General features: G+C 34.3%; 26 protein-coding genes and 1 tRNA gene. 19 read left to right on the plus strand and 8 right to left on the minus strand.

Going from position 1 to position 24,839, the window contains the following annotated elements; genetic code table 11:
• The 5 genes from J3T98_RS01245 to J3T98_RS01265 form a co-directional block, all read right to left on the minus strand.
• A complete protein-coding gene (locus J3T98_RS01245; RefSeq protein ID WP_324123921.1) occupies positions 1–1,719 on the minus strand; it encodes an autotransporter assembly complex family protein in 1,719 nt (572 codons plus the stop codon).
• A gap of 17 nt (positions 1,720–1,736) precedes the next feature.
• Positions 1,737–2,276, minus strand: coding sequence for a hypoxanthine phosphoribosyltransferase (gene hpt, locus J3T98_RS01250; protein WP_065563227.1), 540 nt, complete (start codon positions 2,274–2,276; stop codon positions 1,737–1,739).
• A 132-nt stretch (positions 2,277–2,408) separates the two neighbouring features.
• Positions 2,409–2,906, minus strand: coding sequence for a tRNA adenosine(34) deaminase TadA (gene tadA, locus J3T98_RS01255; protein WP_065563228.1), 498 nt, complete (start codon positions 2,904–2,906; stop codon positions 2,409–2,411).
• Positions 2,907–2,914: 8 nt separating this feature from the next.
• Positions 2,915–3,736 (minus strand): 4-hydroxy-tetrahydrodipicolinate reductase, encoded by an 822-nt coding sequence (gene dapB, locus J3T98_RS01260; RefSeq protein ID WP_267353440.1) that lies wholly within the window; start codon positions 3,734–3,736, stop codon positions 2,915–2,917.
• 364 nt (positions 3,737–4,100) lie between these two features.
• Entirely contained in the window at positions 4,101–4,712 is a 612-nt protein-coding gene (locus J3T98_RS01265) for an FKBP-type peptidyl-prolyl cis-trans isomerase (protein ID WP_220224823.1), read from the minus strand.
• Between the two features lie 208 nt (positions 4,713–4,920).
• On the opposite strand from J3T98_RS01265, the gene bamE reads away from it, so the two are divergent.
• The gene (bamE, locus tag J3T98_RS01270; RefSeq protein ID WP_065563231.1) at positions 4,921–5,364 is read left to right on the plus strand and encodes an outer membrane protein assembly factor BamE; all 444 of its coding nucleotides are present in this window, start codon (positions 4,921–4,923) and stop codon (positions 5,362–5,364) included.
• 86 nt (positions 5,365–5,450) lie between these two features.
• Here the strand turns inward: bamE and J3T98_RS01275 are convergent, their stop codons facing one another.
• Complete coding sequence (locus J3T98_RS01275) at positions 5,451–5,822, minus strand: DUF5362 family protein (protein WP_065563232.1); 372 nt, start codon at positions 5,820–5,822, stop codon at positions 5,451–5,453.
• A 379-nt stretch (positions 5,823–6,201) separates the two neighbouring features.
• On the opposite strand from J3T98_RS01275, the gene dusA reads away from it, so the two are divergent.
• The 4 genes from dusA (at position 6,202) to J3T98_RS01295 (ending at position 10,312) form a co-directional block, all read left to right on the plus strand.
• Positions 6,202–7,164 (plus strand): tRNA dihydrouridine(20/20a) synthase DusA, encoded by a 963-nt coding sequence (gene dusA / locus J3T98_RS01280; RefSeq protein WP_267361937.1) that lies wholly within the window; start codon positions 6,202–6,204, stop codon positions 7,162–7,164.
• A 96-nt stretch (positions 7,165–7,260) separates the two neighbouring features.
• Entirely contained in the window at positions 7,261–9,276 is a 2,016-nt protein-coding gene (gene rep, locus J3T98_RS01285; RefSeq protein WP_267361938.1) for a DNA helicase Rep, read from the plus strand.
• A gap of 270 nt (positions 9,277–9,546) precedes the next feature.
• Positions 9,547–9,623: transfer RNA gene (locus J3T98_RS01290), tRNA-Arg, on the plus strand.
• Between the two features lie 233 nt (positions 9,624–9,856).
• Positions 9,857–10,312, plus strand: a complete 456-nt coding sequence (locus tag J3T98_RS01295; protein WP_267356882.1) for a hypothetical protein — start codon at positions 9,857–9,859, stop codon at positions 10,310–10,312.
• A gap of 210 nt (positions 10,313–10,522) precedes the next feature.
• Here J3T98_RS01295 and J3T98_RS01300 read toward each other — a convergent pair whose 3' ends face one another.
• Both J3T98_RS01300 and J3T98_RS01305 read right to left on the minus strand, forming a co-directional pair.
• Positions 10,523–10,795: a hypothetical protein gene (locus tag J3T98_RS01300; RefSeq protein WP_220226181.1), complete on the minus strand. Its 273-nt coding sequence runs from the start codon at positions 10,793–10,795 to the stop codon at positions 10,523–10,525.
• A gap of 1,181 nt (positions 10,796–11,976) precedes the next feature.
• Positions 11,977–12,672 (minus strand): XRE family transcriptional regulator, encoded by a 696-nt coding sequence (locus J3T98_RS01305; protein ID WP_267353438.1) that lies wholly within the window; start codon positions 12,670–12,672, stop codon positions 11,977–11,979.
• A gap of 423 nt (positions 12,673–13,095) precedes the next feature.
• On the opposite strand from J3T98_RS01305, the gene J3T98_RS01310 reads away from it, so the two are divergent.
• The 14 genes from J3T98_RS01310 to J3T98_RS01375 all read left to right on the plus strand — a co-directional run bounded on the left by J3T98_RS01310 (position 13,096) and on the right by J3T98_RS01375 (position 24,834).
• Positions 13,096–13,845, plus strand: coding sequence for a hypothetical protein (locus J3T98_RS01310; protein ID WP_267356881.1), 750 nt, complete (start codon positions 13,096–13,098; stop codon positions 13,843–13,845).
• Between the two features lie 2 nt (positions 13,846–13,847).
• Positions 13,848–14,501: a hypothetical protein gene (locus J3T98_RS01315; protein ID WP_267331482.1), complete on the plus strand. Its 654-nt coding sequence runs from the start codon at positions 13,848–13,850 to the stop codon at positions 14,499–14,501.
• Positions 14,502–14,663: 162 nt separating this feature from the next.
• Positions 14,664–15,074, plus strand: coding sequence for an antiterminator Q family protein (locus J3T98_RS01320; RefSeq protein ID WP_267356880.1), 411 nt, complete (start codon positions 14,664–14,666; stop codon positions 15,072–15,074).
• A 362-nt stretch (positions 15,075–15,436) separates the two neighbouring features.
• The gene (locus tag J3T98_RS01325; protein WP_267330257.1) at positions 15,437–15,745 is read left to right on the plus strand and encodes a phage holin family protein; all 309 of its coding nucleotides are present in this window, start codon (positions 15,437–15,439) and stop codon (positions 15,743–15,745) included.
• Positions 15,745–16,185: a D-Ala-D-Ala carboxypeptidase family metallohydrolase gene (locus J3T98_RS01330; RefSeq protein ID WP_267361939.1), complete on the plus strand. Its 441-nt coding sequence runs from the start codon at positions 15,745–15,747 to the stop codon at positions 16,183–16,185. Before J3T98_RS01325 ends, J3T98_RS01330 begins: the two co-directional genes overlap by 1 nt.
• Positions 16,182–16,535 (plus strand): hypothetical protein, encoded by a 354-nt coding sequence (locus tag J3T98_RS01335; RefSeq protein ID WP_267361940.1) that lies wholly within the window; start codon positions 16,182–16,184, stop codon positions 16,533–16,535. Before J3T98_RS01330 ends, J3T98_RS01335 begins: the two co-directional genes overlap by 4 nt.
• A 491-nt stretch (positions 16,536–17,026) precedes the next feature.
• Positions 17,027–17,671: a hypothetical protein gene (locus tag J3T98_RS01340; protein WP_220226174.1), complete on the plus strand. Its 645-nt coding sequence runs from the start codon at positions 17,027–17,029 to the stop codon at positions 17,669–17,671.
• The gene (locus J3T98_RS01345) at positions 17,661–17,846 is read left to right on the plus strand and encodes a DUF2635 domain-containing protein (protein ID WP_220226173.1); all 186 of its coding nucleotides are present in this window, start codon (positions 17,661–17,663) and stop codon (positions 17,844–17,846) included. The genes J3T98_RS01340 and J3T98_RS01345 overlap by 11 nt, the downstream gene beginning before the upstream one ends.
• A complete protein-coding gene (locus J3T98_RS01350) occupies positions 17,836–19,335 on the plus strand; it encodes a phage tail sheath subtilisin-like domain-containing protein (protein WP_267361941.1) in 1,500 nt (499 codons plus the stop codon). Before J3T98_RS01345 ends, J3T98_RS01350 begins: the two co-directional genes overlap by 11 nt.
• The gene (locus J3T98_RS01355) at positions 19,335–19,697 is read left to right on the plus strand and encodes a phage tail tube protein (RefSeq protein ID WP_220226171.1); all 363 of its coding nucleotides are present in this window, start codon (positions 19,335–19,337) and stop codon (positions 19,695–19,697) included. The genes J3T98_RS01350 and J3T98_RS01355 overlap by 1 nt, the downstream gene beginning before the upstream one ends.
• Positions 19,697–19,996 carry a phage tail assembly protein gene (locus tag J3T98_RS01360; RefSeq protein WP_065563249.1) on the plus strand — a complete coding sequence of 100 codons (300 nt, stop codon included), beginning with the start codon at positions 19,697–19,699 and terminating at the stop codon, positions 19,994–19,996. Before J3T98_RS01355 ends, J3T98_RS01360 begins: the two co-directional genes overlap by 1 nt.
• 148 nt (positions 19,997–20,144) lie before the next feature.
• Positions 20,145–22,433, plus strand: coding sequence for a phage tail tape measure protein (locus J3T98_RS01365; protein WP_267361942.1), 2,289 nt, complete (start codon positions 20,145–20,147; stop codon positions 22,431–22,433).
• Positions 22,433–23,803 carry a DNA circularization protein gene (locus J3T98_RS01370; RefSeq protein WP_267338525.1) on the plus strand — a complete coding sequence of 457 codons (1,371 nt, stop codon included), beginning with the start codon at positions 22,433–22,435 and terminating at the stop codon, positions 23,801–23,803. The genes J3T98_RS01365 and J3T98_RS01370 overlap by 1 nt, the downstream gene beginning before the upstream one ends.
• On the plus strand, positions 23,800–24,834 hold the full coding sequence (locus tag J3T98_RS01375) for a phage baseplate assembly protein (protein ID WP_267361943.1): 1,035 nt from the start codon (positions 23,800–23,802) through the stop codon (positions 24,832–24,834). The genes J3T98_RS01370 and J3T98_RS01375 overlap by 4 nt, the downstream gene beginning before the upstream one ends.
• Positions 24,835–24,839 lie beyond the last annotated feature (5 nt).

Here is a 24,839-nt window from a genome sequence, read left to right on the forward strand (position 1 = left end):
TTATAATTCGCTTCCCAAACCAATATATAGATGTATTGAGCCTTTATCTTTTTTGTTTAGAGGTGTTGCTAAATCGAACTTAATTGGGCCTACCGGTGAAGCCCATCGAATACCTAAGCCTGTACCTGTATAAAACTTAGCTTTATCGACTTTATCTATCGCTTCACCAGTGTCAATAAATGCCGCTCCCCACCAAGAACCAGTAACATTGTATTGATATTCAGCAGAACCGGTTATCAGTTTTGACGCGCCTTTTAATTTACCTTTTTTATCTTTAGGTGATATGGATTGGTAACTATACCCGCGGATGCTTCGGTCACCACCAGCAAAAAATCTGAAAGAGGGCGGAACTCGTTCAAAGTTACTGGCTTGGATAATGCCGAAATTACCTCTAGCAATGAATCGATGAGATTGATTTATTGAACGAATCCAAGTTTGTTGCGTTTGAAAACGCACTAAATTGATATCAGATCCTAACGCATCAGCACCGCCTTCAATTGAAAAACGTTGAGAATCCCCCCACATAGGCAATAACTTACCATCATTACGAACACGCGAAATACTAACTGATGGATAATATAAGTTAGTTTTGTAACTGTCATCACCTTGGGTGAAGTTGTCTCGCAACATATTTAAGCCTAATGCTGTTTGCCAACCATCAAAGTTATCCCAATTACGAAGCACGCCAAATGTATAAGATCGAGAATAGGTATCGTTATTATCGATTTTTTTATAACCACCTTGAATAGTATAATATTGTTCAATCGGATTTTTTTTCAGTGGAATTTTATAGCTCATCGTAATAATCTGTTCAGGCGATGAGAGGGATAAACTACTTTGAAAACTCTGTCCTTGGCTATTAATCCAAGGTTTATTCCAACCAATTTTACCATGCACACCATTATCGGTTGAAAAGCCCAAACCTAAGTCCATTGCATTTCTTTTTCTAGGTGTTGTTGCAACTTCAATGGGTAATGCTTTATCTGCTGTAAGATGAGGAAAATCTGGTGTAACCACAACAGAATTAAACCAGTTAGTTGAACTAAGACGGCGATTTAATAAAGATAAATCTTCAGCAGAGTATTCATCACCTTCTTTAAACGGTACAATATTTTGAAGATAATCCTGACGGATTTTTGCATTAGGAAAATTGACTTTACTAAATTTGTAACGCTTACCTGTATTAAAGTCGATATTCCAAAAAGCTTGATGATCAAATTGAGCTATCGCCAATTGATGAGTAGGCATATCTGCGTCAAAGTACCCTTTTTTTAACGATATGCTTTGTAATCCTTTCTTGAAATTCTCATAAGTGCCATGGTTCAACACATCACCAATTTTAGGTAATTGTGTCGCCATTAATTCTTGAAAATCTTTATCTTGTTTCCCTTCACCATTCAGATTGATATTTAATTGTTTTATTCTAACAGGTTGTCCAGGAGTTATTTTTACTGATAATACTTTAGGATCGGTTTCATCATATTCAAAAGTAGGGGAATAATAACCTAAAGCACGTAGTGCCTTTTGCGTTTCACTCTCAAAATAACGTTTGAAATTTGGCGTATTATTAATCTTATCTGGAGTAATTAAAGAAAGGCGTGCGTCGACATTTTCTTCAAGCTCTCCAGACAATCCTTTAATGGATAACTTCATATCTGCATAAGTTGATGCTGTCGTAACCATTAAAAGTAAGCATAATGAGCGAGAAAATCGTAACACATACACCTCGATAATGTTTAAGATTCAAGTAATTTCACATGTCCAATATAAGGTAAGTGGCGGTAATGTTGTGCATAATCGATACCATAACCAACCACAAACTCATCAGGGATGGAAAATCCAATATATTTAACAGGTACTGCTACTTCACGCCGAGATGGTTTGTCTAGTAATGTACAAATTTCAATACTACGAGGATGACGCAACTTAAGTATTGCCATCACTTTGCTAAGCGTATTACCTGTATCAATAATATCTTCGACAATTAACACATCTTTATCGCGAATATCTTCATCTAAATCTTTTAATATTTTAACATCTCTATTACTTACCACCGCATTGCCATAACTCGAAGCCGTCATAAAATCAACTTCATGCCCGACAGTAATAGCACGGCTTAAATCAGCCATAAAAATAAACGAACCTCTTAACAAACCAACTAATATAAGCTCGTTTTGACTTTGAGCATAATCTTGGCTAATTTGTTGTCCTAATTTACTTACTCGTGTTTGGATATCTTCAGCCGATATCATCGTTTCTAATGTGTGCTTTTTCATCAATAATGCTCAGTGTACTTTTAAAAAATCAGAACAGATTTTAACAATTTTCATAGGTAAAAAGAATAACTAAACTAATTTTTTATCAAATAATTAAGAAATGATTAAAAGAATTTTCTTTTAAATATTAAATTAATCTTCAATTGTTTTGAGGATTGATTGTTTATTTTGCTTTTTTTGTTGGCGGCGCTTCTGAAAAAAAGCGCTTAACATTGAACTACACTCATCAGCCAATACGCCACCAATGATTTGAGCATAATGATTAATTCCTGTTCGGGAAAGAATATCAATGTAAGAACCTGCCGCACCAGTTTTAAAATCACTTGCTCCATAGACCACACGCTTGATGCGACTATGAATGATTGCCCCCGCACACATAATACAAGGTTCAAGGGTGACATATAAAGTTGTATTTACTAATCGGTAATTCTTTTTATACTGACCGGCTTGTTCTATTGCCATAATTTCCGCATGAGCAGTTGGATTATGATTAATTATTGATTGGTTATAACCTTCACCAATGATTTGGTTATGTTCATCAACAATAACCGCTCCAACAGGAATTTCGCCTAGTGATTCTGCGTGTTTTGCTAATTCTAATGCTCGTCGCATCCAAATTTCATCTAACATACTCAATATTATAGATTGTTTAAATTAAGCACATCGCGCATATCATAAAGTCCTTCAGGTTGCTCAGCAAGCCATAATGCAGCACGGACTGCACCATTGGCGAACGTCATTCGGCTTGAGGCTTTATGGCTAATTTCGACTCTTTCGCCAATATCGGCAAAAATAGCCGTATGCTCACCAACAATATCACCAGCACGAATAGTTGCAAATCCAATAGCGCCTTTTGGTCTTTCACCGGTATGTCCTTCACGGCAATAAACTGCGCGGTCGTTTAAATCGCAGCCTAAAGTATCAGCAATTGCTTCGCCCATAGCTAGTGCGGTGCCAGAAGGTGCGTCAACTTTGTGGCGATGATGTGCTTCTATAATTTCGATATCAGTATAACTACCCATAATTTTAGTCGCTTTTTCAAGTAACTTGAGCACTAAATTCACGCCAACGCTGAAATTTGCAGCAAATACAATAGCAATTTGCTTAGCGGCTGTTGCAATCGCTTTTTTGCCTGCTTCATCAAATCCTGTTGTACCGATAATCATCATTTTTTTATTGTCTGTACAAAAAGCTAAATGAGCCAGTGTGCCTTCAGGACGAGTAAAATCGATTAATACATCAAATTGGTCTTTTGCCTGTAGTAAATTATCAGTCACTTTAATTCCACAGGCCCCAATTCCGGCAAGTTCACCAGCATCACTACCGATCAATGATGATCCTTCTCTTTCAAATGCTGCACCTAATGTAACCCCTTCTATTTGTGACACAGATTGAATAAGCTGTCGCCCCATTTTTCCACCAGCGCCAGCAATAGCGATACGAATCATACTTGTAGCCATATAACTTTCCTTAACTTTTTTATCAGATATTTATAACAAATTATTATAGCGGAAAACTTTCAACTTATATACTTAAACAAAATGATATACATTTCATGCTTTATTGAGACTACGTTGAAACTAAATAGTAATAACGGATGCCATAAGACGGCACTTTTAACCATATTTTTAAGAGGATTGATTTGAAGGGGGCATTTTTGCCTATTGCTGATAATTTACACTTTAGTCAAAAAGCGTTGTCTTATTTTATAGATAATACTTGCTTGGTATATCCATTTTTTATTGCGAAATATTGAGAGATCAAATAAAGCAATTGATTTGCGATTGAACTTAATAATATGGACGCGAATGCGCCCATATAAACTTATAGTACTTTTAATAATTCTACATCGAAAATTAATGCACTATAAGGAGGAATTGAAGCGCCAGCCCCTTGCGAACCATAGGCTAACTCTTGAGGAATATATAAACGCCATTTTGAACCTTCTGGCATTAATTGTAATGCTTCAACCCAACCGCGAATCACACCATTGACAGGGAATTCAGCTGGCTGTCCTCTTTCAACTGAGCTATCGAATACCGTACCATCAATTAACTGCCCAGTATAATGGACTCGAACACGGTCAGTTGCTTTAGGGAATGCACCATCACCTTGTTTAATAATTTCGTATTGTAAACCAGATTCAGTCGATTTGATGCCATCTTTTTTTAGATTCTCAGCTAAAAAGTCTTTACCTGCTTGGGCAATTTTTTCAGCTTGTTTAGCTTTTTCTTTAGCTGCTTCTTCATGAACATGACGAAGGGCATCATGCAATTCTTGTAAAGGTAAAGCCGGTTGATTACCGCTTAGCACATCTTCCATAGCAAGTTTCAATGCATTTAACTCTAAATTATGTAAGCCAGATTCTTTTAGCTGTTGGCCAATTTGAAGTCCAATTGCATAACTTGCTTTTTGCTCAATTGTATCTAATTTCATTTTTTACCTGTCATTTGTTGAGAATAGTTTTTTATTATAGAGCATTAACATTCGAGATAAAAAGTAAAATATTAACAGTTGTTAATTATCATCAATATAAGCAAACATTTTATATCCTATTACCTAAAGTTTTTTTTATTTTATCTAGCGCTTAGTCAAAATATCAGCGATAATAAGCGACATTATATATTTGAATGGATTAATTTAGATGTCGTTTTTCAAACTTATTCCGCTTGCAATTGTGACTAGTATATCGATAACTGGTTGTTCACTTGTTGACCGTTTAGTTTATAGACCTGATATCAATCAAGGTAATTATATCTCTCCAGAAGCGATTGAATTATTACAAGTTGGTCAATCCAAAGATCAGGTCGTATTTATTATGGGCTCGCCAATGTTAACTTCAGCTTTTGGTGGTAATGTTTGGTACTATGTTTTCCGTCAACAACCTCAACATGGAAAATTAAGCCAAATTAATTATGCTATTTACTTTAATGAAATGGGTATAGTTACTGATATTAAAACTTCGTCTTTAGAAGGTTCTTTATCTTTAGAAGAGATGAACCAACAGGGTATTTCAGACCCAATTAATATAAAATCTGATGATGATCAACCGAATAGTTCACGTCCGCCACAAGCCCCTGAAGAGTAATAATCGGAATAAAATTTTCAAAAAAACCTCGTCATTCTGCGAGGTTTTTATTTATTTAATTCGATCAATTATTACTGTGGAAATTATTAGTGATTAGCTATAGAAGCAATGATTGAAAAGATGATTAAAAGGTAGATAAAGAAAAGAATAACTGCACATATAATTCCAATTAATACATATTTCCAATACCCATGTAAATTTCTGATAGCTTCAGTAAAGTCTTCTCCTCTACCGAGGGCTGCTGCTAGACTAAATGCACTACCGGATTGAAAAAGTTTAACTCCGTTGATTATTACTGGAATACCAACAATAGCTGTAATTATACCTAAACAGCTAATTGCACCTATAACAATATTTACTACGCCAAAGATTTGTTGCATAGTCCCAATAAATCTCAATTGGCTTTTTAACAATTCTGTTGATTTAATTAAAATAGTATCTGTATTATCTGTTAACATTTCCATTCCTATCACTACCAATTATTATATTTAAAAAATGCAAGTAAGAATAACACGTTCTTTACCTATGTCGAAGTAAATTTGTTTAAGAATTGTACATGGTTAACTTTTATATTAATCACATCATTCTAAGGTAAACCCCTGAAATAACGATAAGACTAGCTCTAACGTGCATTTGAGTAAGACAATTAAATGGGAAATTAGTACCACTGGGAATGATATTAAAAAAGACTTCACACATCTTAAAATTAGCTGCTCAATGCCTGATTAAGGCTAAAGTGTATTACAATGAAGGTTTAAAGAATGTAGATGAAGTTGTTCCAAGTATAATAATATTTTAATATAACCAACAAAGACAGTTTTAAACACCGGTATATCAATGAAATCAACCTTAAATAAATTTTCTATAGCTCCAATGCTGGATTGGACTGACAAACATTGTCGATATTTTCATCGAATATTAACTAAACAAACATTACTTTATACCGAAATGGTAACCACTGGCGCAATTTTATATGGTAAAGGAGACTATCTCGCTTTTAATGAACAGGAACAGCCAGTAAGTTTACAATTAGGTGGAAGTGATCCTATAGCACTGGCTAAATGCGCCAAGTTGGCAGAGGAACGAGGATATAATGAAATTAACCTTAATGTAGGTTGCCCATCAGATCGCGTTCAAAATGGTATGTTTGGTGCTTGTTTAATGGGAAAAGCTGATTTAGTCGCAAATTGTATTGATGCCATGCAAAAAGAGGTAAATATACCTGTCACGGTAAAAACACGCATAGGTATTGATAACCAAGATAGTTATTCATTTTTATGTGAATTTATTGAAAAAGTGATGCCATATACCGATACATTTATTGTTCATGCTCGCAAAGCATGGCTTTCGGGGCTAAGCCCAAAAGAGAATCGAGAAGTACCACCACTTGATTATGAGCGAGTTTACCAGCTAAAGCGTGACTATCCGCAGTTAACTATTGCCATAAATGGTGGGATTAAAACCATTGAAGAAATCAAACATCATCTAAACTATGTTGATGGTGTCATGGTTGGGCGAGAAGCTTACCAAAATCCACTGCTATTAACTCAGATTGATCAGCAAATTTTTGGAGATGATACGCCAATTATCGATCCTATTGTCGCAATACAAACTCTTTATCCATATATTGAAACACAACTTAGTCAAGGCGGACAACTCAATCATATTATGCGACACACCCTAGGAATATTTAATGGTAGAAAAGGTGCAAAACAGTGGCGACGTTACCTTAGCGAAAATGCGCATAAACCAGGAGCGGGAATTGAAGTTGTTGAACACGCGTTAACTTTCATTCATTAAAGAATTTTGTCTAGCTTAATTGGTCATGCGTCTGATTGCGCATGATTGATAAATCAGTATATACTAACGAACAATTTTACTTAGGGCTTTTCTTCTGTGCGTTTAAATCCAAGTCAACAACAAGCTGTGGAATATGTTTCGGGGCCATGCCTTGTATTGGCTGGTGCGGGTTCGGGCAAAACTCGGGTAATCATAAATAAAATAGCTTATTTAATTCGAGTCAAAGAGTATTTACCTCGTCATATCGTTGCCGTGACTTTTACTAATAAAGCTGCACGAGAAATGAAAGAACGTATTGCTCAATCGCTAAGTAAGCAAGAGGCAAGAGGTCTGAAAATTTCAACTTTTCATACTTTAGGCCTAGATATTGTTCGACGAGAACATAAACATCTTGGTATAAAATCTAATTTTTCATTATTTGACGACCACGACCAAATTGCTCTACTCAAAGAACTAACACAACAATGGTTTGATGGAGACAAAGATCTCATCAACCAATTACGCTCTACCATCTCAAATTGGAAGAACGATATTGTCGATTCAACGATAGCAATGGCTAGAGCGCAAACCAACAAAGAAAAGTTATTTGCTCACTGCTATCATCTTTACGAAAAACAACTTAAGTCTTGCAGTATATTAGATTTCGATGATCTAATCTTACTACCTACATTGTTACTAAAAACAAATGAAGAAGTTAGAGAAAAATGGCAAAACCGTATCCGCTACCTGCTTATTGATGAATATCAAGATACTAATACCAGCCAATATGAATTTATCAAATTATTAGTGGGTAGCCGAGCTAAATTTACGGTTGTTGGTGATGATGATCAGTCGATTTACTCATGGCGGGGGGCTCGTCCTAAAAATTTAATTTTACTAAAACAAGACTTTCCTAAATTAGAAGTGATTAAATTAGAACAAAATTACCGATCATCAGGAAGAATTCTAAAAGTCGCTAACATTTTAATTGAAAACAATCCGCATATCTTTGAAAAAAAATTATTTTCAGAACTCGGTTATGGTGAACATTTAAAAGTGATCTCTGCCGACAATGAAGAACACGAAGCGGAAAAAGTCGTTAATGACTTAATTGGTCATCGTTTTGCTAATAATAGCCAATACGGTGAATATGCTATTTTATATCGCGGAAATCACCAGTCTCGCTTAATTGAAAAAATGCTAATGCAGTATCGAATACCTTACCGAATTTCTGGTGGGACATCTTTCTTCGCTCGCATTGAAATTAAAGACTTAATGGCATACCTACGCCTATTAACCAACCCTGATGATGATAATGCTTTTATCCGCATTATTAATACACCAAAACGAGAAATAGGGCCAGCAACTATCCAAAAACTGGGTGAATGGGCAAATCAACGTGGTGTAAGCTTATATCATGCAAGTCATGATATGGGGCTAACCGAATTATTATCAGGCAAAAGGATGGAAACACTACATGCCTTTATCCATTGGTTCGATTCTCTGATAGAAAAATCACATTCCGAACCAATGGCCGCGATTCATGAATTATTACATGGGATTCACTACGAAAGTTGGATCTATGAAACGTCTACATCACCAACAGCCGGGCAGATGCGAATGCGTAATGTTGAACAGTTAGTTAGTTGGTTGAATGAAATGTTACAGGGTGATGAAATAGACGAAGCATTAACGCTAGAACAAGCAGTAGCAAGATTTACGTTACGTGATATGTTAGAAAGAAATGAAACAGAAGAAGAGCTAGATCAAGTACAATTAATGACATTACACGCCTCAAAAGGCCTCGAATTTCCTTATGTTTATTTAGTTGGTATGTCTGAAGGGGTATTACCTCATCAAACAAGTATTGATGAAGACAATATCGAAGAAGAGAGGCGACTTGCTTATGTAGGCATAACTCGAGCCCAAAAAGAGCTAACCTTTTCATTCAGCCGACAGAGAAAACAATTTGGTGAAACAGTTTATGTTGAACCAAGTCGCTTTTTACTCGAACTTCCACAAGACGATTTAGCTTGGCAAGATCAGCGTAATGAACTATCACCAGAAAAGAAAATGCAACAAGGCCAAAGCCGGTTAGCGATGCTAAAAGCGCAAATAGCTAGCGCAAAATAAATTATCTATATATTAAAAACAATTAACTACTGCTCAAATTATTAAAGTAATTTATCGCCATAATTGAAAAAAAAGTTGAGGAACGGGGTTTTTGAGATCGAATAAATGAATATTTTTTTATTTTTTCTGATTATTAGTATTGAATTTATTGCCGATAACGTCAAAATTGACGATATTTTGTCTATATAGATTGATAATCAATTAAAAAGCATTGACGGATCAAAATAGCTTTATATAATACTCAGCGTTTAATCACTAAATCCAATCAATGTCTCCTTAGCTCAGCTGGATAGAGCAACGGCCTTCTAAGCCGTAGGTCACAGGTTCGAATCCTGTAGGGGACGCCATTAAAGCTATATATAATCAACGAGTTTTAAGTTTAACCCTTAATATCTTTATATACTCTATCACACTATTTAAAGTGTTTACGTCATAATAAATTTTAATAATTAATAATTGCATTAATTAAATTAAATCAATATTATAAAATGAATGTTATAAACGGTATTGATAATTCTATAATATTCGTTTATCCATATTATCATTTTCAAAATTATTAGAATTTATAAGCGAGTATTAATTGAGTATTAAAAAAATTCGAAACATTATCTTAAGTATTATTGTTTCAGTTGTTTGCTATTTTTTTGTTAACCAGTTTGATCTATTTAATAAAAGGTCTATTAGTGGCCAACTCTTTAAGATTTCTCAGTCACTGAATGAACGCACTCCAATTCGTCTAGATCAATTTACTATGTTGACCACATCTTATGCAGAAAACAATACCTTAACTTATAGATATATTATTGAGAAAATTAATTTTAATGAGATAGATAAAAGTGAATTTGATAAATTACGTGATTTTTTGTTTTCTCAAATAAAAAATGATGGTTGTACTAATGATCAAATAAAACAATTATTAAAAAAAGGCGCAATTTTTCAATATTTATATTCCACCGAGGAGAATAAATATTTGTTTATGATTACCTTAAAAGAAAGTGATTGTTCAGGCGTAAAACCTATTGATACAACAAAATAAAAAAGAATCTAATATGAACGTCCGTCATCTATAAAATCGTCGTTCTGAATTTGCCTGGTTACTAATTTTGGTTCGTTTTTTTTACGCTTTTTATTAACCCTATTTAATATTTAAATATTGCAAATTCAATTCATTAACGACAGAATTATTAGCATAATATTTAGGAGCTTTAACTTTTTTATATGGGATAATTAATCTTTATTAAATTTATTAATATGATTGATTATTATATTCAAAGCGAGCTTGCGAATAACAGATGTCAACAATAAATTGGTTATAAATATCATCATCAATACTTTTACTTTCCAGTTTGATTTTGAGTAGTTCGATGATTTGCCAGTCATTGTCATTACCAAAGTTTTTAATTAGTTCTTCGGCTCGGCTTTCAATCCATTCATCCTTAGCATCTTGCATTTCAATATTGTTTAACATATTGCAGTAAGCGCTTTCGTAACCATTTTCAACCAATTTATGTAACTGCATAACTCACCTCGTAGCAATCTGTAGCATCCAGTAGAACAAGCAAAATAATCCACCTAAAATCACAAAGTATGTGCAAAAGAGGGCAAACTTTATTTCGCTGTCTGTTAACTCATAATCCTTGTGAAATCTATCTTTGATTTTCATATTCACAAAATCTTTATTAGTCATAATCACCTCGAAAAAAGACCTCGCTTGGAGGGCAAATAGGATGTAGTATTGCGCCGTCTTTCCGAGCTGTCAGTATTCATAAACTCGCTAGTAAAATTTTGTGAATAAAGTATTTGGTTGTATAGTGTGTTTTATTTATACACGAGAAACAGATATGAATATATTTAAGAGATTAGTTAAAGGCGAATTAAGCCTAGCAGTAACTTTTTGGGTGTTCGGTGTTTTATTTAGTGTGATTTTAATTGTAATTTACATTGCAACTACTTTTATACTCGACACATATCATGTTTCAACATTGTTCAGAATTAGCGTAATCTCATTTATTTATTCAATTAATTTTTTAAATTCGATTATGGTTCTCATTGGTATATTTAATCTATTAAAAAATAGTGGAGTTACGTATTGGAGAGTGATAGCTTTTGTTGTCTGGTTATGCGCTACTGTATATTCAGTGTATGATGATAGTAGCGACATATTACATTTAGTTACGCAGTAGTCTGAAACCCTTTATACCGGTATTTATTAAAATTTAAATGCACACTAAAGCACTATTAATCTAAGCAGGCAATTACAATAAGTTCCCTAATTATTAGGTCACCACTTGAGGAGAAGTGGCCACCATCAATTCTTTTCAAACTAGATATCTCTCACTGAAAGGCATTTAGTTTGATTGTATACCGCCTGTATTGAGTCACCGCCACAGTCCCGACGCATAGTTTAAAGTCGCGCCGTTCGACTATCAAATCAAAACCGCTGTACTTTCATATGCCCCAGCTAGCTACTTGAATCTCGTTAACTAGTTAAATAACTCGTAGTCTTGTTTAACTTTGTTGTTAAGTTGATTGGTTTTGATGTGATAATGATAACTTAGGTTATTAATTATGTCAATAATAAAAGTTATCAAATTTAAAATAAAGTTATCAAAGGTTGTTGGGTGAGGGGATCTTGATAGGTTAATGCTAGTCTTAGGTATGAAAAAAACCGCCGAAGCGGTTATTGTTATATCTTTATTATCAATCCAATATAGACGATTGCCACCAAACACGGCCTAAAATAGTTATTTCATCTTGAGGCACTATTTCATCATCATAGCCAATGTTATAACTTTTGATTTTTATTTGATTGCCAGGCACTTTTTCTAAAATTTTTATTCTTAATAATCCATCGTGATTGATTGCATAGATTTTGCCATCTCTAACATATGTATCAGCTTGATCGATTGCTACTGTAGAACCATCTCTAAATACAGGTTCCATACTGTCTCCATAGACAGTTAGACATACAGTGCATTCTTTATCAATGCCATATTTCCGCATAGTGGATTTGGATAAGCGTAATTTATATCCGTTATAATCCTCAATATCATCAGTGAAACCATCACCAGCTGCTAGCCGTACATCCTTATAAAATGGCACTTCAATCTCATCATCATCTAGCGGTGTTTTACTATCCCAATCTTCGATAGATCCTAATACTGTCGCATTAGATTTATTTTTGTTTACTTTGGCTTTACCAACACCTTTTGTTAGCCATATAGGATCAACGTTTAATGCGTTAGCGATTTCTAATATTTTTCGTGATGTACTGGATTTTCCTGAAAGCAATTTTTGAATAGCTGGTTGGCTAATTTTTACTTTTTCGGCTAGTTGATGCTGAGACATCCCAGATTCTTTTAATGCCAAATTTAATCTATCTGTAAATGTAGTCATGCTTTTTTCTCGGGGTTGTTAATTTTTTAATTATATAACTCAAGTTATCACTCATCAAATAACAATAGTTATTGATTTATTCAATAACTTTGGTTATTATTGATAATAAATATTATCAATAAGTTTAAGAATAATAATTGAGACTGCTGCAAAAGCTATCCATATTTTAGGAAGTTAAAGGAGATAAAAAATCACTATTAGATTACACAAAAGGGGGGATGGACACATTAAAAACTAAAGTCAATGCGTTCGAAACCTTACAACACTTGTAAGTGATAAAACAATCAATTTAGCACAAACATAAAATTTACCCGATTGTTAGATTAAAGGCATGTATCCACTATTTAATAAATTACCAAATAGTGACTGAAATTATTTATAAAAATGATAGCAATTTTGCTGAATGTTTTTTGAGGTAAAACAATGAATATAGTTGAAATATTGAAATTGAAAGGAAGACCAAATGCCTATTATCCAAAAATGGCTAAGCCGTTAGGTGGTGTTAATGCAGCTGTTTTATTTTCTCAATTATTTTATTGGCAAGATAAAGCTATATCTGATTTAGGGGTGTATAAAACGCGCGATGAACTAGAGGAAGAAACTGGTTTATCTCACAACGAACAAAGAACTGCTATAAAAAAATTACAAGATAAGGGCGTTTTGATAATTACTGAAAAGCGATTAGAACATAAAACTTTTTACAAAATTGACAATAAAAAGGTCAATGAAGTTTTAGCTAATTTCGCCAAATCTATTAATCATTTATCGCGAAATGAAGAAAGTAATCACCCCGAAGTAGACATCGTAGATTCCGGGGAGACTACAAAGTCGAGTTCGTTATTTCAAGAGATTACAACAAAGACTATTACAGAGAATACTACAAATATTATTGCGGATAAACCTCAACCCCAAAAACGAGAGTTGCCTAATGATTTTAAACCCAACGATCATCATCGAAACATAGCACTAAATGAAAATGTCAATTTGGATACTGAATTTATTAAGTTTAAAGATTATTGCTTGGCTAATGGGAAAAAATATATTGATTGGAACGCTGCATTTAATAATTGGCTACGTAATGCTGGGAACTATAAAAAATCGAATCACTCTCAATCAAGATTTATGACTCTCGCAGAACGTAATCGAGCTGTCTTAGAGAGTATGAGGAGTTGATTATGGCAAAAATCTCAGATGGTTTTTTAGCAATTATTGGTGGACTTCTTGAACTCTACGGACAGCAAGCGAGTACAACTAAAATCAATATTTATTGGTCAACACTTAGTCAATACCCAATTGATTCATTGCGCAGAGCAGCCAATGTATGGGTGCGTAAAAGTGAATTTATGCCGAAGCCTGCTGATTTAATTAATTTAATGGGTGGTCCTAATAACCATTTATCACCCGATGAGGCATGGGCAATAGCAATACTTGCTAGTGATGAAACTAATACTTTGGTTTGGACTAAGGAAATAGCAAAGGCATGGGCACAAGCTGAACTTGTTTATCGTAATGGCGACAAAATTGGAGCAAGAAGAACTTTTATCGAAGCTTATGGACGTTTAGTTAACTCATCAATGATGAATGGTAAAAATGTAGAGGTATTTGTATCACTTGGTAGCGATAAAACAAAACGTGCTGATGCAATTAATCGTGCTGTTTTCATTGGTTTATTAACACCAGAAAAAGCTAATTGCTATTTGCCAAAACCAGAAAACACGATCGCAATGCTTGAGTTTAAAGATGATCAAGTTTCAGCAAAGAGTATGGAGCATATCGCTAACATTAAAGAGATGTTAAAAAAAAGCAGAACTTGTATTAAAGCTAATTAGCCTTTGTTAATAGCGACTCTATTAGATGTTCAACAAAATAGTAATAGGTTGTGTATTAGGATTAACAACAAATGTAGCAAAAAATAAATATAAATCTGTAAAGCAAGTCAATAAAAGAAATATTCTGAACAAAGTAAGCAAATCGAAGGGATTAATACTGAAATGAATTACAAAACAACGGCAAAAGTGAACGAAGATTGGCAAAGTAGGGAGAGAGTAATGAGAGAAACTAAAGATATTTTAACTGCCTGGAAAAATACGCGTATATTGAAAAGAATTGGAACTGAATATCCTTCAAAATCGGCTGTTTTTTTGGGAGCACCAACAGATGTTGATTATCGCCAATATTTAACAGAAGATGAAGCTGAAATTGTTGATAATGCGGTACTGATTTTAAAAAATGACAATTATTCTCAATGGATTGTATTGACCGCATATTATCTGCGAGGTGTTTCGTGTAACTCGCAGGCAAAAGCAATTGGGAAGCGTCCACACGATATCATTAATTTATTGAATCAAGCCGAGATGTTTATAAGAGGAAATATTTATCAATATTTTAAAAAAGTTGCTTAACCGCTTGACTTTGCGCAAATGCGCATGTATAATAAGGTAAAAATGCGGTTTAGAACGCATATAGTTAAACCCAGCTAATTAGTTGGGTTTTTTTATATCTATATTATTCTGTTTTTTCTAGAAAAATAATAATCAACACGCTAGCTACTAGCTTAATTCTTTTTTTGCCAACCTCATTTGATGAAATACTCAATGTGATTTTATTTCTGTTGTAGCTATTTCAATTTATTTTTGTTTACTATTTTTTTTATATCAATATTTTGACTATTTGCTCATCACTGAATCGATAGCAATGCTAGACTCACCCATAACTCACATTCAGCTAGTATGCTGCCACTCATAATTAATAAGAAGATTTAAATATGCCGATAAAAGACCCTAACAACGTCAATTGGACAGTTGTTGTTTATTTATTTTTCGTCACTTTGCTTGGTTCTCTATCAAGTTATTGCTATCAGTTTCTAAATGGTAATAAATTTAATATTGGGGTGCTATTTGCGCAAATATTTATATCGATATTTGCTGGAACGCTTGTTGTATTAGCTGCAAGTTATTTTAATTGGGACTTTGAGTTAGCAGGAGGTATAGCTGGCTTAGCTGGATGGTCAGGTGCAGCGTTAATCAAGGCGTTAGAAGAACGATTAATAAGAAAAGCCAAAGGAGATGATTAATGAAATTAACTGAACATTTCACGCTAGAAGAATTTACACGTTCATTAACTGCTAGTCGTTTAAAAATTGATAATTCAGTCCCCCAAAATTTAATGCCAAATGTGCAGTTAACAGCCATAAAGCTAGAACTTGTTAGAAAAGCTTTAGATAAACCAATTATTATCACCTCTGGATATCGCTGTCCTGCATTAAATGCAAGAGTAGGCGGAGTCTCAACAAGCGCTCATACTAAGGGCTTAGCGGTTGATTTTCGTTCATCATATGGTACCCCTAAAGAAATATGTCAAAGATTGATTGATGCTGGTGTTCAATTCGACAAACTTATCCAGGAGCACAACCAGTGGGTACATATTGGATTTAGCCAAAATAATAACCGTCAGATAGTTTTGACGGCTGTTAAGCAAGGCGGTAAGACGATTTATAAGAGCGGTTTGCTATGAATAATGAAAAGATATTGAGCATATTATTAATCATTATCACTTTTGCTATTTATTTTTGTTTTAACAATTTTGAAGAAAAAAAACGATTAAAAGACGCTAATGCTGAGCTAACTAATCAAATAAATCAGTTAGAGCAAACCATATCTAGAAACAACCAAATCATCGCAGATAACGAATTATCAAAACGTGAACTAGAAAAACAATCACTAGAACGGCAGGAGCAAATTAATGAGCAACTCAAAGATAATGATTGTGCTAAGCAGTTTGTGCCTATGCCTGTTTCTGCAAGCTTGTACAACCGAGCGAAAGGCATACGTGAATCGACCTATAACAGCCAATCTATTAAGTGACTGTTTACCAAATTTACCACCTAATCCCATGACTTTTGGTGATAGCCTCCGATATAACGAGCATTTATTAAATGTCATTGAGAAGTGTAATGCAGATAAAAAAGCTATCAAACAAATTACTGATCAATAAATAGCGTATTAATTGAGTATTACGGCGATAAAATTATGACTTACTCAGCTAATTTATATAACTATCTTCTATTTACTCAAAAAAGTAAGTATATACATGGACCTAACTTCAAAAATGCCCATTGGATCAAATTGACAAATAATTAAAGAAACGATGTGGCGATGTTAACTGATAGGTTATTGTTGAATTGTAGTGGCTCAAGTTTGTTGTCTCATAAAGCTAAATAGAAATGTGGTAAAGGCTGGTGAGATTTTGCCAATGGTACTTCAAGTGCAAACTTTATGATTGAAGAATTAAATAAAAAATTACATATAGCAAATAAAAGCATGTCAAAAACACCTTAAATTATGCAGGTTAAACAATGAAATTATCTCATGTCGTCCATACATTACGCCATTTTGGCCTAAGTTTTGAAGGGCGAGTTAGTTGGATTGCAAAATTCTCATCTGTTAAAGATACGACATTTTCAGAACTACCAGCTGCTTATGTTGTTCCACTAGATGATAAAGCGCAGAACAATAAGTCAAAAACAGATTATTGGCAAAATGTAACAGAGAGTTTTGGAGTTATTGTTGTATTAAAGCTGATAGGAGAGCAAGGGAAACAAGAAATATATGATCTTGTTGAGAATATCAAAGTTGAACTTTGGCAAGTTTTACTTGGTCTTGAACTAACTCCATTTCATTATCCAATTCAATATGATGGTGGGAAATTACTCGATTTAGATAAAGATAGAATTTGTTATCAATTTAATTTCAGTTCGGTGCGTGAAATTGGCTTTGAAGATACTCGGCAATATTTTGATTTGAAAGTTGCTGATAATCCCATCCCCGTTCCTGATTGGCAATTTGATCCAAATAATCCCGGTATTACCAAACCTCCATTATATAACCCGTTAAATATCGGCAATTTTGATACCATTTCGGGTACAGCTAATGAACAAGACTCAGGAGTAACAATAACTTTTTTAAATAACAATATCTATGAGGATAATAATGATAATTAAACCAGTCAATAATAAACAGGTATATGACCCCAATAATGGGGATTATTTACCAGTAGACGGTCGTAATGTTGAGTATAACCAGTACTGGGCTAGACGATTGACAAATAATGATGTTGAAGAAGTTACAAACATCAAAGTGAAACAAGAAAAAAAGGTAGCTAAAAATGACAATTAGTTTTAACAATTTTCCTAGCAATATAAAGGTTCCTTTATTTTATGCGGAAGTAGATTCATCTGCGGCCAATACTATTCAAGATAACGGTGCTTCACTAATTATTGCTTATCCGTTAGCTGATAGTAGCATTGAACGTAATAAGTTAATTATTATGCCATCTGCAGATCAGGTTAAAAAACTTGCAGGGCGAGGCAGTCAATTATCAAGAATGGTAGAATCCTATCGTAATATTGATAATTTTGGCGAGCTTTTTGTTATCGCGGTAGATGAACCTACAGCTGGCTCGAATGCGACTGGTACTATTCAAATATCAGGTACTGCAGAAGAAACAGGAACATTAAGTCTCTATATCGGTAATAGTAAAATTCAATCACAAGTAACCGTCTCTGATAGTGCAGAAACCATAGCAAATGGACTGCATAATGCGATTAATACTCATCTTGATTTACCTGTCACCGCGGTCTTAAATAATAGCACAATTACGCTAACAGCCAAAAATAAAGGGTTGAGTGGCAATGATATTCCTCTATGTTTTAACTATTATGGTACAGTCGGAGGAGAAGATACTCCTGATGGTTTAAATATTGTTATCAATCAAATGAGCGGAGGAACAGGTACCCCTAATTTAACCCCCGTTATTGCAGCTATGGGCGACAAATTACTTGATTTTATAGCATTCCCATTTAATGACCTATCGTCTTTAGCTACATTTAATCATGAGATGGATGACACTACAGGACGTTGGAGCTATGCGCGCCAATTGTATGGACATGCTTATACCGCTAAAAAAGGTAATTTGACAGAATTAGTCGAATTTGGTGATAAATTGAATTATCAACATATTAGCGTTGCAGGCTATGAATCAAGGGTTCAAACAGGACTTGATGAATTAATTGCAATGCGCACTGCTCGTAATGCTATTTTTATTCGTAATGATCCTGCACGTCCAACTCAATCTGGAATGTTAAATGGTGCATTACCAGCTTCTGATAGTAATCAGTTTACACTAACTGAGCAACAATCATTGCTAAGTCACGGTATTGCTACGGCATATGTTTCAAGTGGTAATTTATTAATTCAACGAGATATCACTACATATCAACGTAACAGTTATGGTATTGCTGATAATAGCTATCTTGATAGTGAAACATTGCATACGCTTGCATATGTGTTACGTAAATTACGCAGTGTGATTACATCGAAATATCCACGACATAAACTAGCAAACGATGGTACTCGATTTGGTGCTGGGCAGGCAATTATTACACCGGCGGTTGCTAAAGCTGAAATTAACGCAACTTATCGTCAACTAGAATTAATGGGATTAGTTGAAAATTTTGATGTGTTTAAGAAGAACTTAATTGTTGAGCGAAATATCAATGATCCTAACCGATTGGATGTATTATTTCCACCCGATCTCGTTAATCAATTACGTGTTTTTGCTGTGTTAGCACAGTTTAGATTGCAATATCCAGAGGAGAAAAAATAATGACACAACAACGTATTTCAGGAACAACTTACATCAAAGTTGATTCTTTTCAATTGTCATTAACCGGCGGCATAGAAGTCCCAATGAATACTAACGTTAAAGAAAGTATTTTAGGGTTAGATAATAGTGTTCATTATAAAGAAACATTTCGTGCTCCCTACATTAAAGGAACATTTAAAGTGCCAGGTGATTTTCCTATAGACATGTTAGTTTCAAGTGATTCAATGACAGTTACAGCAGAACTAGCCAACGGAAAAGTTTATGTACTGTCAAACGCATGGATTGAAGGTGAAGTAAATCACAACGCAGAAGAAGGTACAGCAGAAATCGAATTTCATGGTCAAGAAGGATTTTATCAATAATGAAAGAAATCAAATTATCACAGCCTATTATGGCTCATGGCAACGAATTACATGTACTTGAACTTAACGAACCAACTGTTAAGGATATTAAAAAATTAGGCTTTCCATTTGATAGTAATATGATTGGGGATCCCAAAAAAATTGCTGAGTATATCGTTACACTAGGTAACGTTACACCCAGCTCCGTCGAACAACTTACACCTTACGATTTTTTAATGATTACCGGTGAAATCATGATGTTCTTTGGCCCAAAGGCGAAGGAAGTGACTACAGTGGAGGGAGAAGTGACACCGGAATAATCACAATAGAATATCTTGTAAACCTTTGTTTTGATATAGCCAAGTACTGGCAATTGTCACCATTTCACATCTTAGAAGAGCGTTCACTATCGGAAGTATTTGAATTAGTCGAACAAGCAAACCGCATAGAAAGCAGTAGGAAATCATAATGGCAGACTTTGACTCAAAAAAATTAGTGATAGGTGTTGATAAACTGTCACCAAATTTAAATAAAATGAATAATAAATTCAAAGAATTTCACAAAAACTTAAGTAAATCAGATTTTGGGAAACTTAATTTAAAGAATGCTGTTACTGATCTTCCTTTTTCTTCGATGTTTGTCAAAGGAATGAAGGATGCCATGGCATTTGAAGAAAAAATGGAAAATATTAGAGAAGTTATTAACTTTGATACGCCAGAACAATTTAAAGAAATGGGGCAAGATATTCGCGAAATGTCATTACGTTTACCAATTGCGTCTAAAGATATTGCTTCTATTGTTGCACAGGGAAGTCGTGCAAATATTCCAAGGGATGAATTAATACAGTTTGCTCAAGATGCCATAAAAATGGGGATCGCGTTTGAGACATCTGCTGAGGAAGCTGGTATTACAATGGCTACATGGCGAACGTCTTTAAAATTGACACAAAAAGAGGTAGTTAGCTTATCAGATAAAATCAATCTATTAAGCAATACACAAAATGTAAACGCAAAAGATATTTCTGATGTTGTTTCACGAATTGGTACTCTTGCAACACAATCTGGTGTTGGTGCTGATAAATTAGCTGCATTAAGTTCAACCATTATTGCAACAGGTACAAATACAGAACAGGCAGCAACTGGCCTTAAAAACTTTATGCTGACGTTAACATCAGGTAAGGCAGCTACAGCAGAACAACAAAAAGTATTACAACGATTGGGATTCACATCAACACGAATAGCCAAAGGCATGCAAAAAGATGCCGAAGGAACGATTATGAAGGTGCTTGAATCTTTGGGAAATATGTCAGCAGATAAACGCGCAACAGCGCTAACTATGTTATTCGGTAAGGAAAATGTTGAATCTATATCTCCATTGCTTAGTAATATGGACTTGTTAAAAACTAACTTTAACCGAGTTGGTGATGCAGCACAATATGCTGGTTCGATGCAAAAAAAATATGATTCGAGTTCAAATACAACGGCTAATAAATTACAGCTTTTTAACAATGCGTTAACTAATATTAGTTTATCGATAAATGATGCCTTATTACCTGCATTTACAGAGCTTTTAAATGAATTACAGCCACTAGTGGTTGAATTTGGTCATTTTATTCAAGAAAATCCTGAATTGGTAAAAATGGTTGCAATGGCAGTTATTGGGTTAATTGGTCTTCGTATTGCATGTGCGGGTGTAAATATTATTGTTGGCGCAGTTTCTAACACGCTTACAATAGCAACTGGTATAACAAAGGGATACATCTGGTTCATAAAGTCATTAGCTGTAGCTAAATTGAAATTAAAAAAAGCATTTGATTTTGCAAGAATAGGATTAATAGGATTTAACACTGCTTTGAAAGCAAATCCAATTGGATTTGCCATGAGCGCCATAGCATTAGCTGCTGGTTTAATTATTGAATATTGGGATGAAATAGTTCAATTCTTTAAATGGCTCTGGGGAATTATCAAACCTCACGTTATGCCATTTATTAATGATTTTATTGAAGTATTCAAAGATGGAGCAGCATTGATTGTAAATGGATGGGGAATTGTTAATCAATTCTTTAGCAATTTATGGTCAACAATTGAACCTTATGTTATGAAGATTATTAATTTCTTTGTTGAAGGTTTAAAAGCTGGGGCTTCTTTCATTGTTAATGCTTGGAGTGCTGTCAGTAAGTTCTTTAGTGGGTTATGGGAATTTATCAAACCATTTGTAATGCCTATTATTGACGTCTTTATAGCGGGATTCAAAGCGGGTGGTGAAATAATTGTAAAAGCATGGGACGCTGTCAGCAAGTTTTTCAGTGGTTTATGGGAAACTATAAAGCCATGTTTGATGCCTATTTTTGATGTATTCATAACCCCATTTGAAGCAGCAGGTGATTTGATTCCTAAAATGTGGGATAGTGTCAAAAACTTCTTCAAAGAGTTATGGAATAACGTTAAGTCTGGCATTGAACCGTTACTGAATGTGTGGAAATTTCTTTTCGGTGATGATAAAAAAAATATAAAGGTTAATATTGATACATCGAGCTTACCTCAAGAAGTAACAAAGCTGATGGATAATTATCCTTATTATCAAACACCTCAAATACCAATTAATAAATTTTCAAATACAGTTGGTAATGGCGAACTTGTTGTGAAGTTTGAGAATGCACCTGAAGGTACAATAGTAAAAGAAACTAAACAAGCATCAGGTTTTAATATGAAAACAGATGTTGGCTGGAATCCGTATGCGAATTTAGGGAGAGGTTGATGATAAATCTAAGTTGGTTGAATGATTTGCTTCCAGCAAGTTTTCGTGGTGTAGGGTTTCAAGTTAGAAGCACCTCATCTGAATTTGGACGGCGTAATCAAACTCATGAATATCCATTTAGAGATATACCGTATACTGAAGATATGGGGCGTTCAGCACGTAAAAATAAAATAGAAGCTTTTTTAATTGGGGATGACTATCAAGAACAAACTGAAAAATTAGTTAATGCTATTGAACAGGAAGGTTCAGGAATGTTAATTCATCCATTTCTTGGTGAACTTAATGTTAATATAGAAGGGCAAATAACAGTAAATAATTCAGTTGAAAACGGTCGAATGAGTGTAATTTCATTTTCATTTGTCGAAGCTGGTGAGTTAATATTCCCCGATTCTTCAGTAGCGACTGATGACATAGTAGAAGAAAATGCAGATAATGTAGATCAAGCACTTTTAGATGCGTTTGAGGATTTTGACTTAATTGATGCGCCTGATTTTGTACAGCACAGTATTCTTGATAACACCATGTCAATTTTAAATGACATAGCCGATGCTTTTAATGCAATAACCCCGTATGTTAATGATGCAGTTAAAATCCTAAATGGTAATTTATCGCCTATCCTCGGAACGGGTGGTTCATCAATCTTTAACTCAATCAGAAAGGTGTGGCATAGTGCGACAAAATTTTCCAATTCTATAAACGGGTTAATAGCAAGAGTAAAGGTGTTTAATGGTATATCATTTATAAAAAACATTTTTCCGAGTGCAATTTGGTCAACTGATAGCAAATCCACCAAAAAAAGAAAGAAAAATCAAAACTTGATTAATACTGCTATTCGAGTTACCGCACTTACAGAAGTATCACGAATAATTGCATCGTTACCTAAACAAGTTGAAGATAAAAGAAAACAAGCTTTTGCTCCTGTGGCGTTAGAGTCAACAAAAGGTAAAAAAGAGAATTATTTTGATCAAGAACATACGTTACCAACTAGTCATTTAACTACTAATATAACAAGCACACATGTATCAACACCATCAACAGTTGAAAAACATAATACCATTTCATTTGATGATTTGTTGGATATCAAGGAGTCCATCAATAAGTCATTTGATAAAGAATTATCGCGAACGGAGTATGATGGATTATACATTGCGTTAGCAAAATTAAAGGCCGCAGTAAATCAAGATATCAATGCTCGCCTAATCAAGATAGAAAAAACAATTGTCTATATCCCTAATGAGGTGTTGCCTGATTTAGTTTTAGCTCACTATCTCTATAACAATGCTACACGTTGTGAGGATATCTCGATTCGCAACAGTATTTTTCATCCTGGATTCGTTCCGGTTAAAGAACTAAGAGTACCCAAACCATGAATAATGTTTTATTAAAGGTTAATGGCAAATATTTCGGAGGATGGACTGAAATTAGTATCTCGGCAGGTATTGAACGACTGGCAAGAGATTTTAATGTCACTATCACCCGTCAATGGCCTTCATCAGGAGAAAATTTAGAAACTAAAATAGCTATTAAAAACGGTGATCTTGTTGAGGTGTTTATTGATGATGATGTTGTTTTAACTGGTTATATTGAATCGTTGCCGATTCGATATGATGCAGGATCGTTATCTATGGGCATCGTTGGTAGGAGTAAAACTGCTGATTGTGTTGATTGTAGTGCATTACCAAAACAATATAGTAATAGTTCAACAATACAAGTGATACAAGATTTAGTTGAGCCATTCAAACTAAATGTATTTAACCAAAGTACTGATGCAGGTTCTCTAAGCATTCAGGCAGATCAGGGTGATACTGTTTTCGATGTTATTAGCAAAATAATGGGCATGAAACAAATTATCGTATTTGATGATGAACAAGGACAACTAGTTATTGGTGATATTGGTTCAGATGAGGCAAAAACTGCATTGGTCCTTGGTGCTAATATTCTCTCTGGAGATGCTGAAAAAAGTATTAAAGATCGCTATTCAGATTATTTTGTTTCTGGACAGAGCATTGGTGATGATAAAAACTTTGGAAAAGCAACGCTTTCTTCAGTCAGCTCTTCATCTAAGGATGAAGAAATTATTCGTTATCGCCCTCTAATTATTAAACAGTCAGGGGATTCAAATAATGGTACATGCCAAGAACGCTGTGAAATGGAAAAAACGTTAAGAGCGAGTAAAACCCGAGAAGCGACTTATACCATTCAAGGCTGGCGACAAGGTGATGGGTCATTGTGGAAACCTAATCAAATGGTAGTTGTTGATGATCCTCTATTGGGATTTGATAGTGAAAAACTGGTTATTGCCGAAGTTAAATATAGTTTAAGTAGCCGCGGAACACTATGTGAATTGAAAGTTGGTCCAGTCGAGGCATATTTACCTGAGAAAAAGAAAAAAAATAGTTAAAGCAG

This window comes from Gilliamella sp. B2772 (assembly GCF_026536985.1).
GTDB classification, from domain to species: domain Bacteria; phylum Pseudomonadota; class Gammaproteobacteria; order Enterobacterales; family Orbaceae; genus Gilliamella; species Gilliamella apicola_E.

Coding starts and splice junctions, on each gene's coding strand:
- hpt (WP_065563227.1), bottom strand. CDS start 2,276: ATGAAAAAGCACACATTAGAAACGATGATATCGGCTGAAGATATCCAA.
- tadA (WP_065563228.1), bottom strand. CDS start 2,906: ATGTTAGATGAAATTTGGATGCGACGAGCATTAGAATTAGCAAAACAC.
- dapB (WP_267353440.1), bottom strand. CDS start 3,736: ATGGCTACAAGTATGATTCGTATCGCTATTGCTGGCGCTGGTGGAAAA.
- J3T98_RS01265 (WP_220224823.1), bottom strand. CDS start 4,712: ATGAAATTAGATACAATTGAGCAAAAAGCAAGTTATGCAATTGGACTT.
- bamE (WP_065563231.1), top strand. CDS start 4,921: ATGTCGTTTTTCAAACTTATTCCGCTTGCAATTGTGACTAGTATATCG.
- J3T98_RS01275 (WP_065563232.1), bottom strand. CDS start 5,822: ATGTTAACAGATAATACAGATACTATTTTAATTAAATCAACAGAATTG.
- dusA (WP_267361937.1), top strand. CDS start 6,202: ATGAAATCAACCTTAAATAAATTTTCTATAGCTCCAATGCTGGATTGG.
- J3T98_RS01300 (WP_220226181.1), bottom strand. CDS start 10,795: ATGCAGTTACATAAATTGGTTGAAAATGGTTACGAAAGCGCTTACTGC.
- J3T98_RS01305 (WP_267353438.1), bottom strand. CDS start 12,672: ATGACTACATTTACAGATAGATTAAATTTGGCATTAAAAGAATCTGGG.
- J3T98_RS01310 (WP_267356881.1), top strand. CDS start 13,096: ATGAATATAGTTGAAATATTGAAATTGAAAGGAAGACCAAATGCCTAT.
- J3T98_RS01315 (WP_267331482.1), top strand. CDS start 13,848: ATGGCAAAAATCTCAGATGGTTTTTTAGCAATTATTGGTGGACTTCTT.
- J3T98_RS01320 (WP_267356880.1), top strand. CDS start 14,664: ATGAATTACAAAACAACGGCAAAAGTGAACGAAGATTGGCAAAGTAGG.
- J3T98_RS01325 (WP_267330257.1), top strand. CDS start 15,437: ATGCCGATAAAAGACCCTAACAACGTCAATTGGACAGTTGTTGTTTAT.
- J3T98_RS01330 (WP_267361939.1), top strand. CDS start 15,745: ATGAAATTAACTGAACATTTCACGCTAGAAGAATTTACACGTTCATTA.
- J3T98_RS01335 (WP_267361940.1), top strand. CDS start 16,182: ATGAATAATGAAAAGATATTGAGCATATTATTAATCATTATCACTTTT.
- J3T98_RS01340 (WP_220226174.1), top strand. CDS start 17,027: ATGAAATTATCTCATGTCGTCCATACATTACGCCATTTTGGCCTAAGT.
- J3T98_RS01345 (WP_220226173.1), top strand. CDS start 17,661: ATGATAATTAAACCAGTCAATAATAAACAGGTATATGACCCCAATAAT.
- J3T98_RS01350 (WP_267361941.1), top strand. CDS start 17,836: ATGACAATTAGTTTTAACAATTTTCCTAGCAATATAAAGGTTCCTTTA.
- J3T98_RS01355 (WP_220226171.1), top strand. CDS start 19,335: ATGACACAACAACGTATTTCAGGAACAACTTACATCAAAGTTGATTCT.
- J3T98_RS01360 (WP_065563249.1), top strand. CDS start 19,697: ATGAAAGAAATCAAATTATCACAGCCTATTATGGCTCATGGCAACGAA.
- J3T98_RS01365 (WP_267361942.1), top strand. CDS start 20,145: ATGGCAGACTTTGACTCAAAAAAATTAGTGATAGGTGTTGATAAACTG.
- J3T98_RS01370 (WP_267338525.1), top strand. CDS start 22,433: ATGATAAATCTAAGTTGGTTGAATGATTTGCTTCCAGCAAGTTTTCGT.
- J3T98_RS01375 (WP_267361943.1), top strand. CDS start 23,800: ATGAATAATGTTTTATTAAAGGTTAATGGCAAATATTTCGGAGGATGG.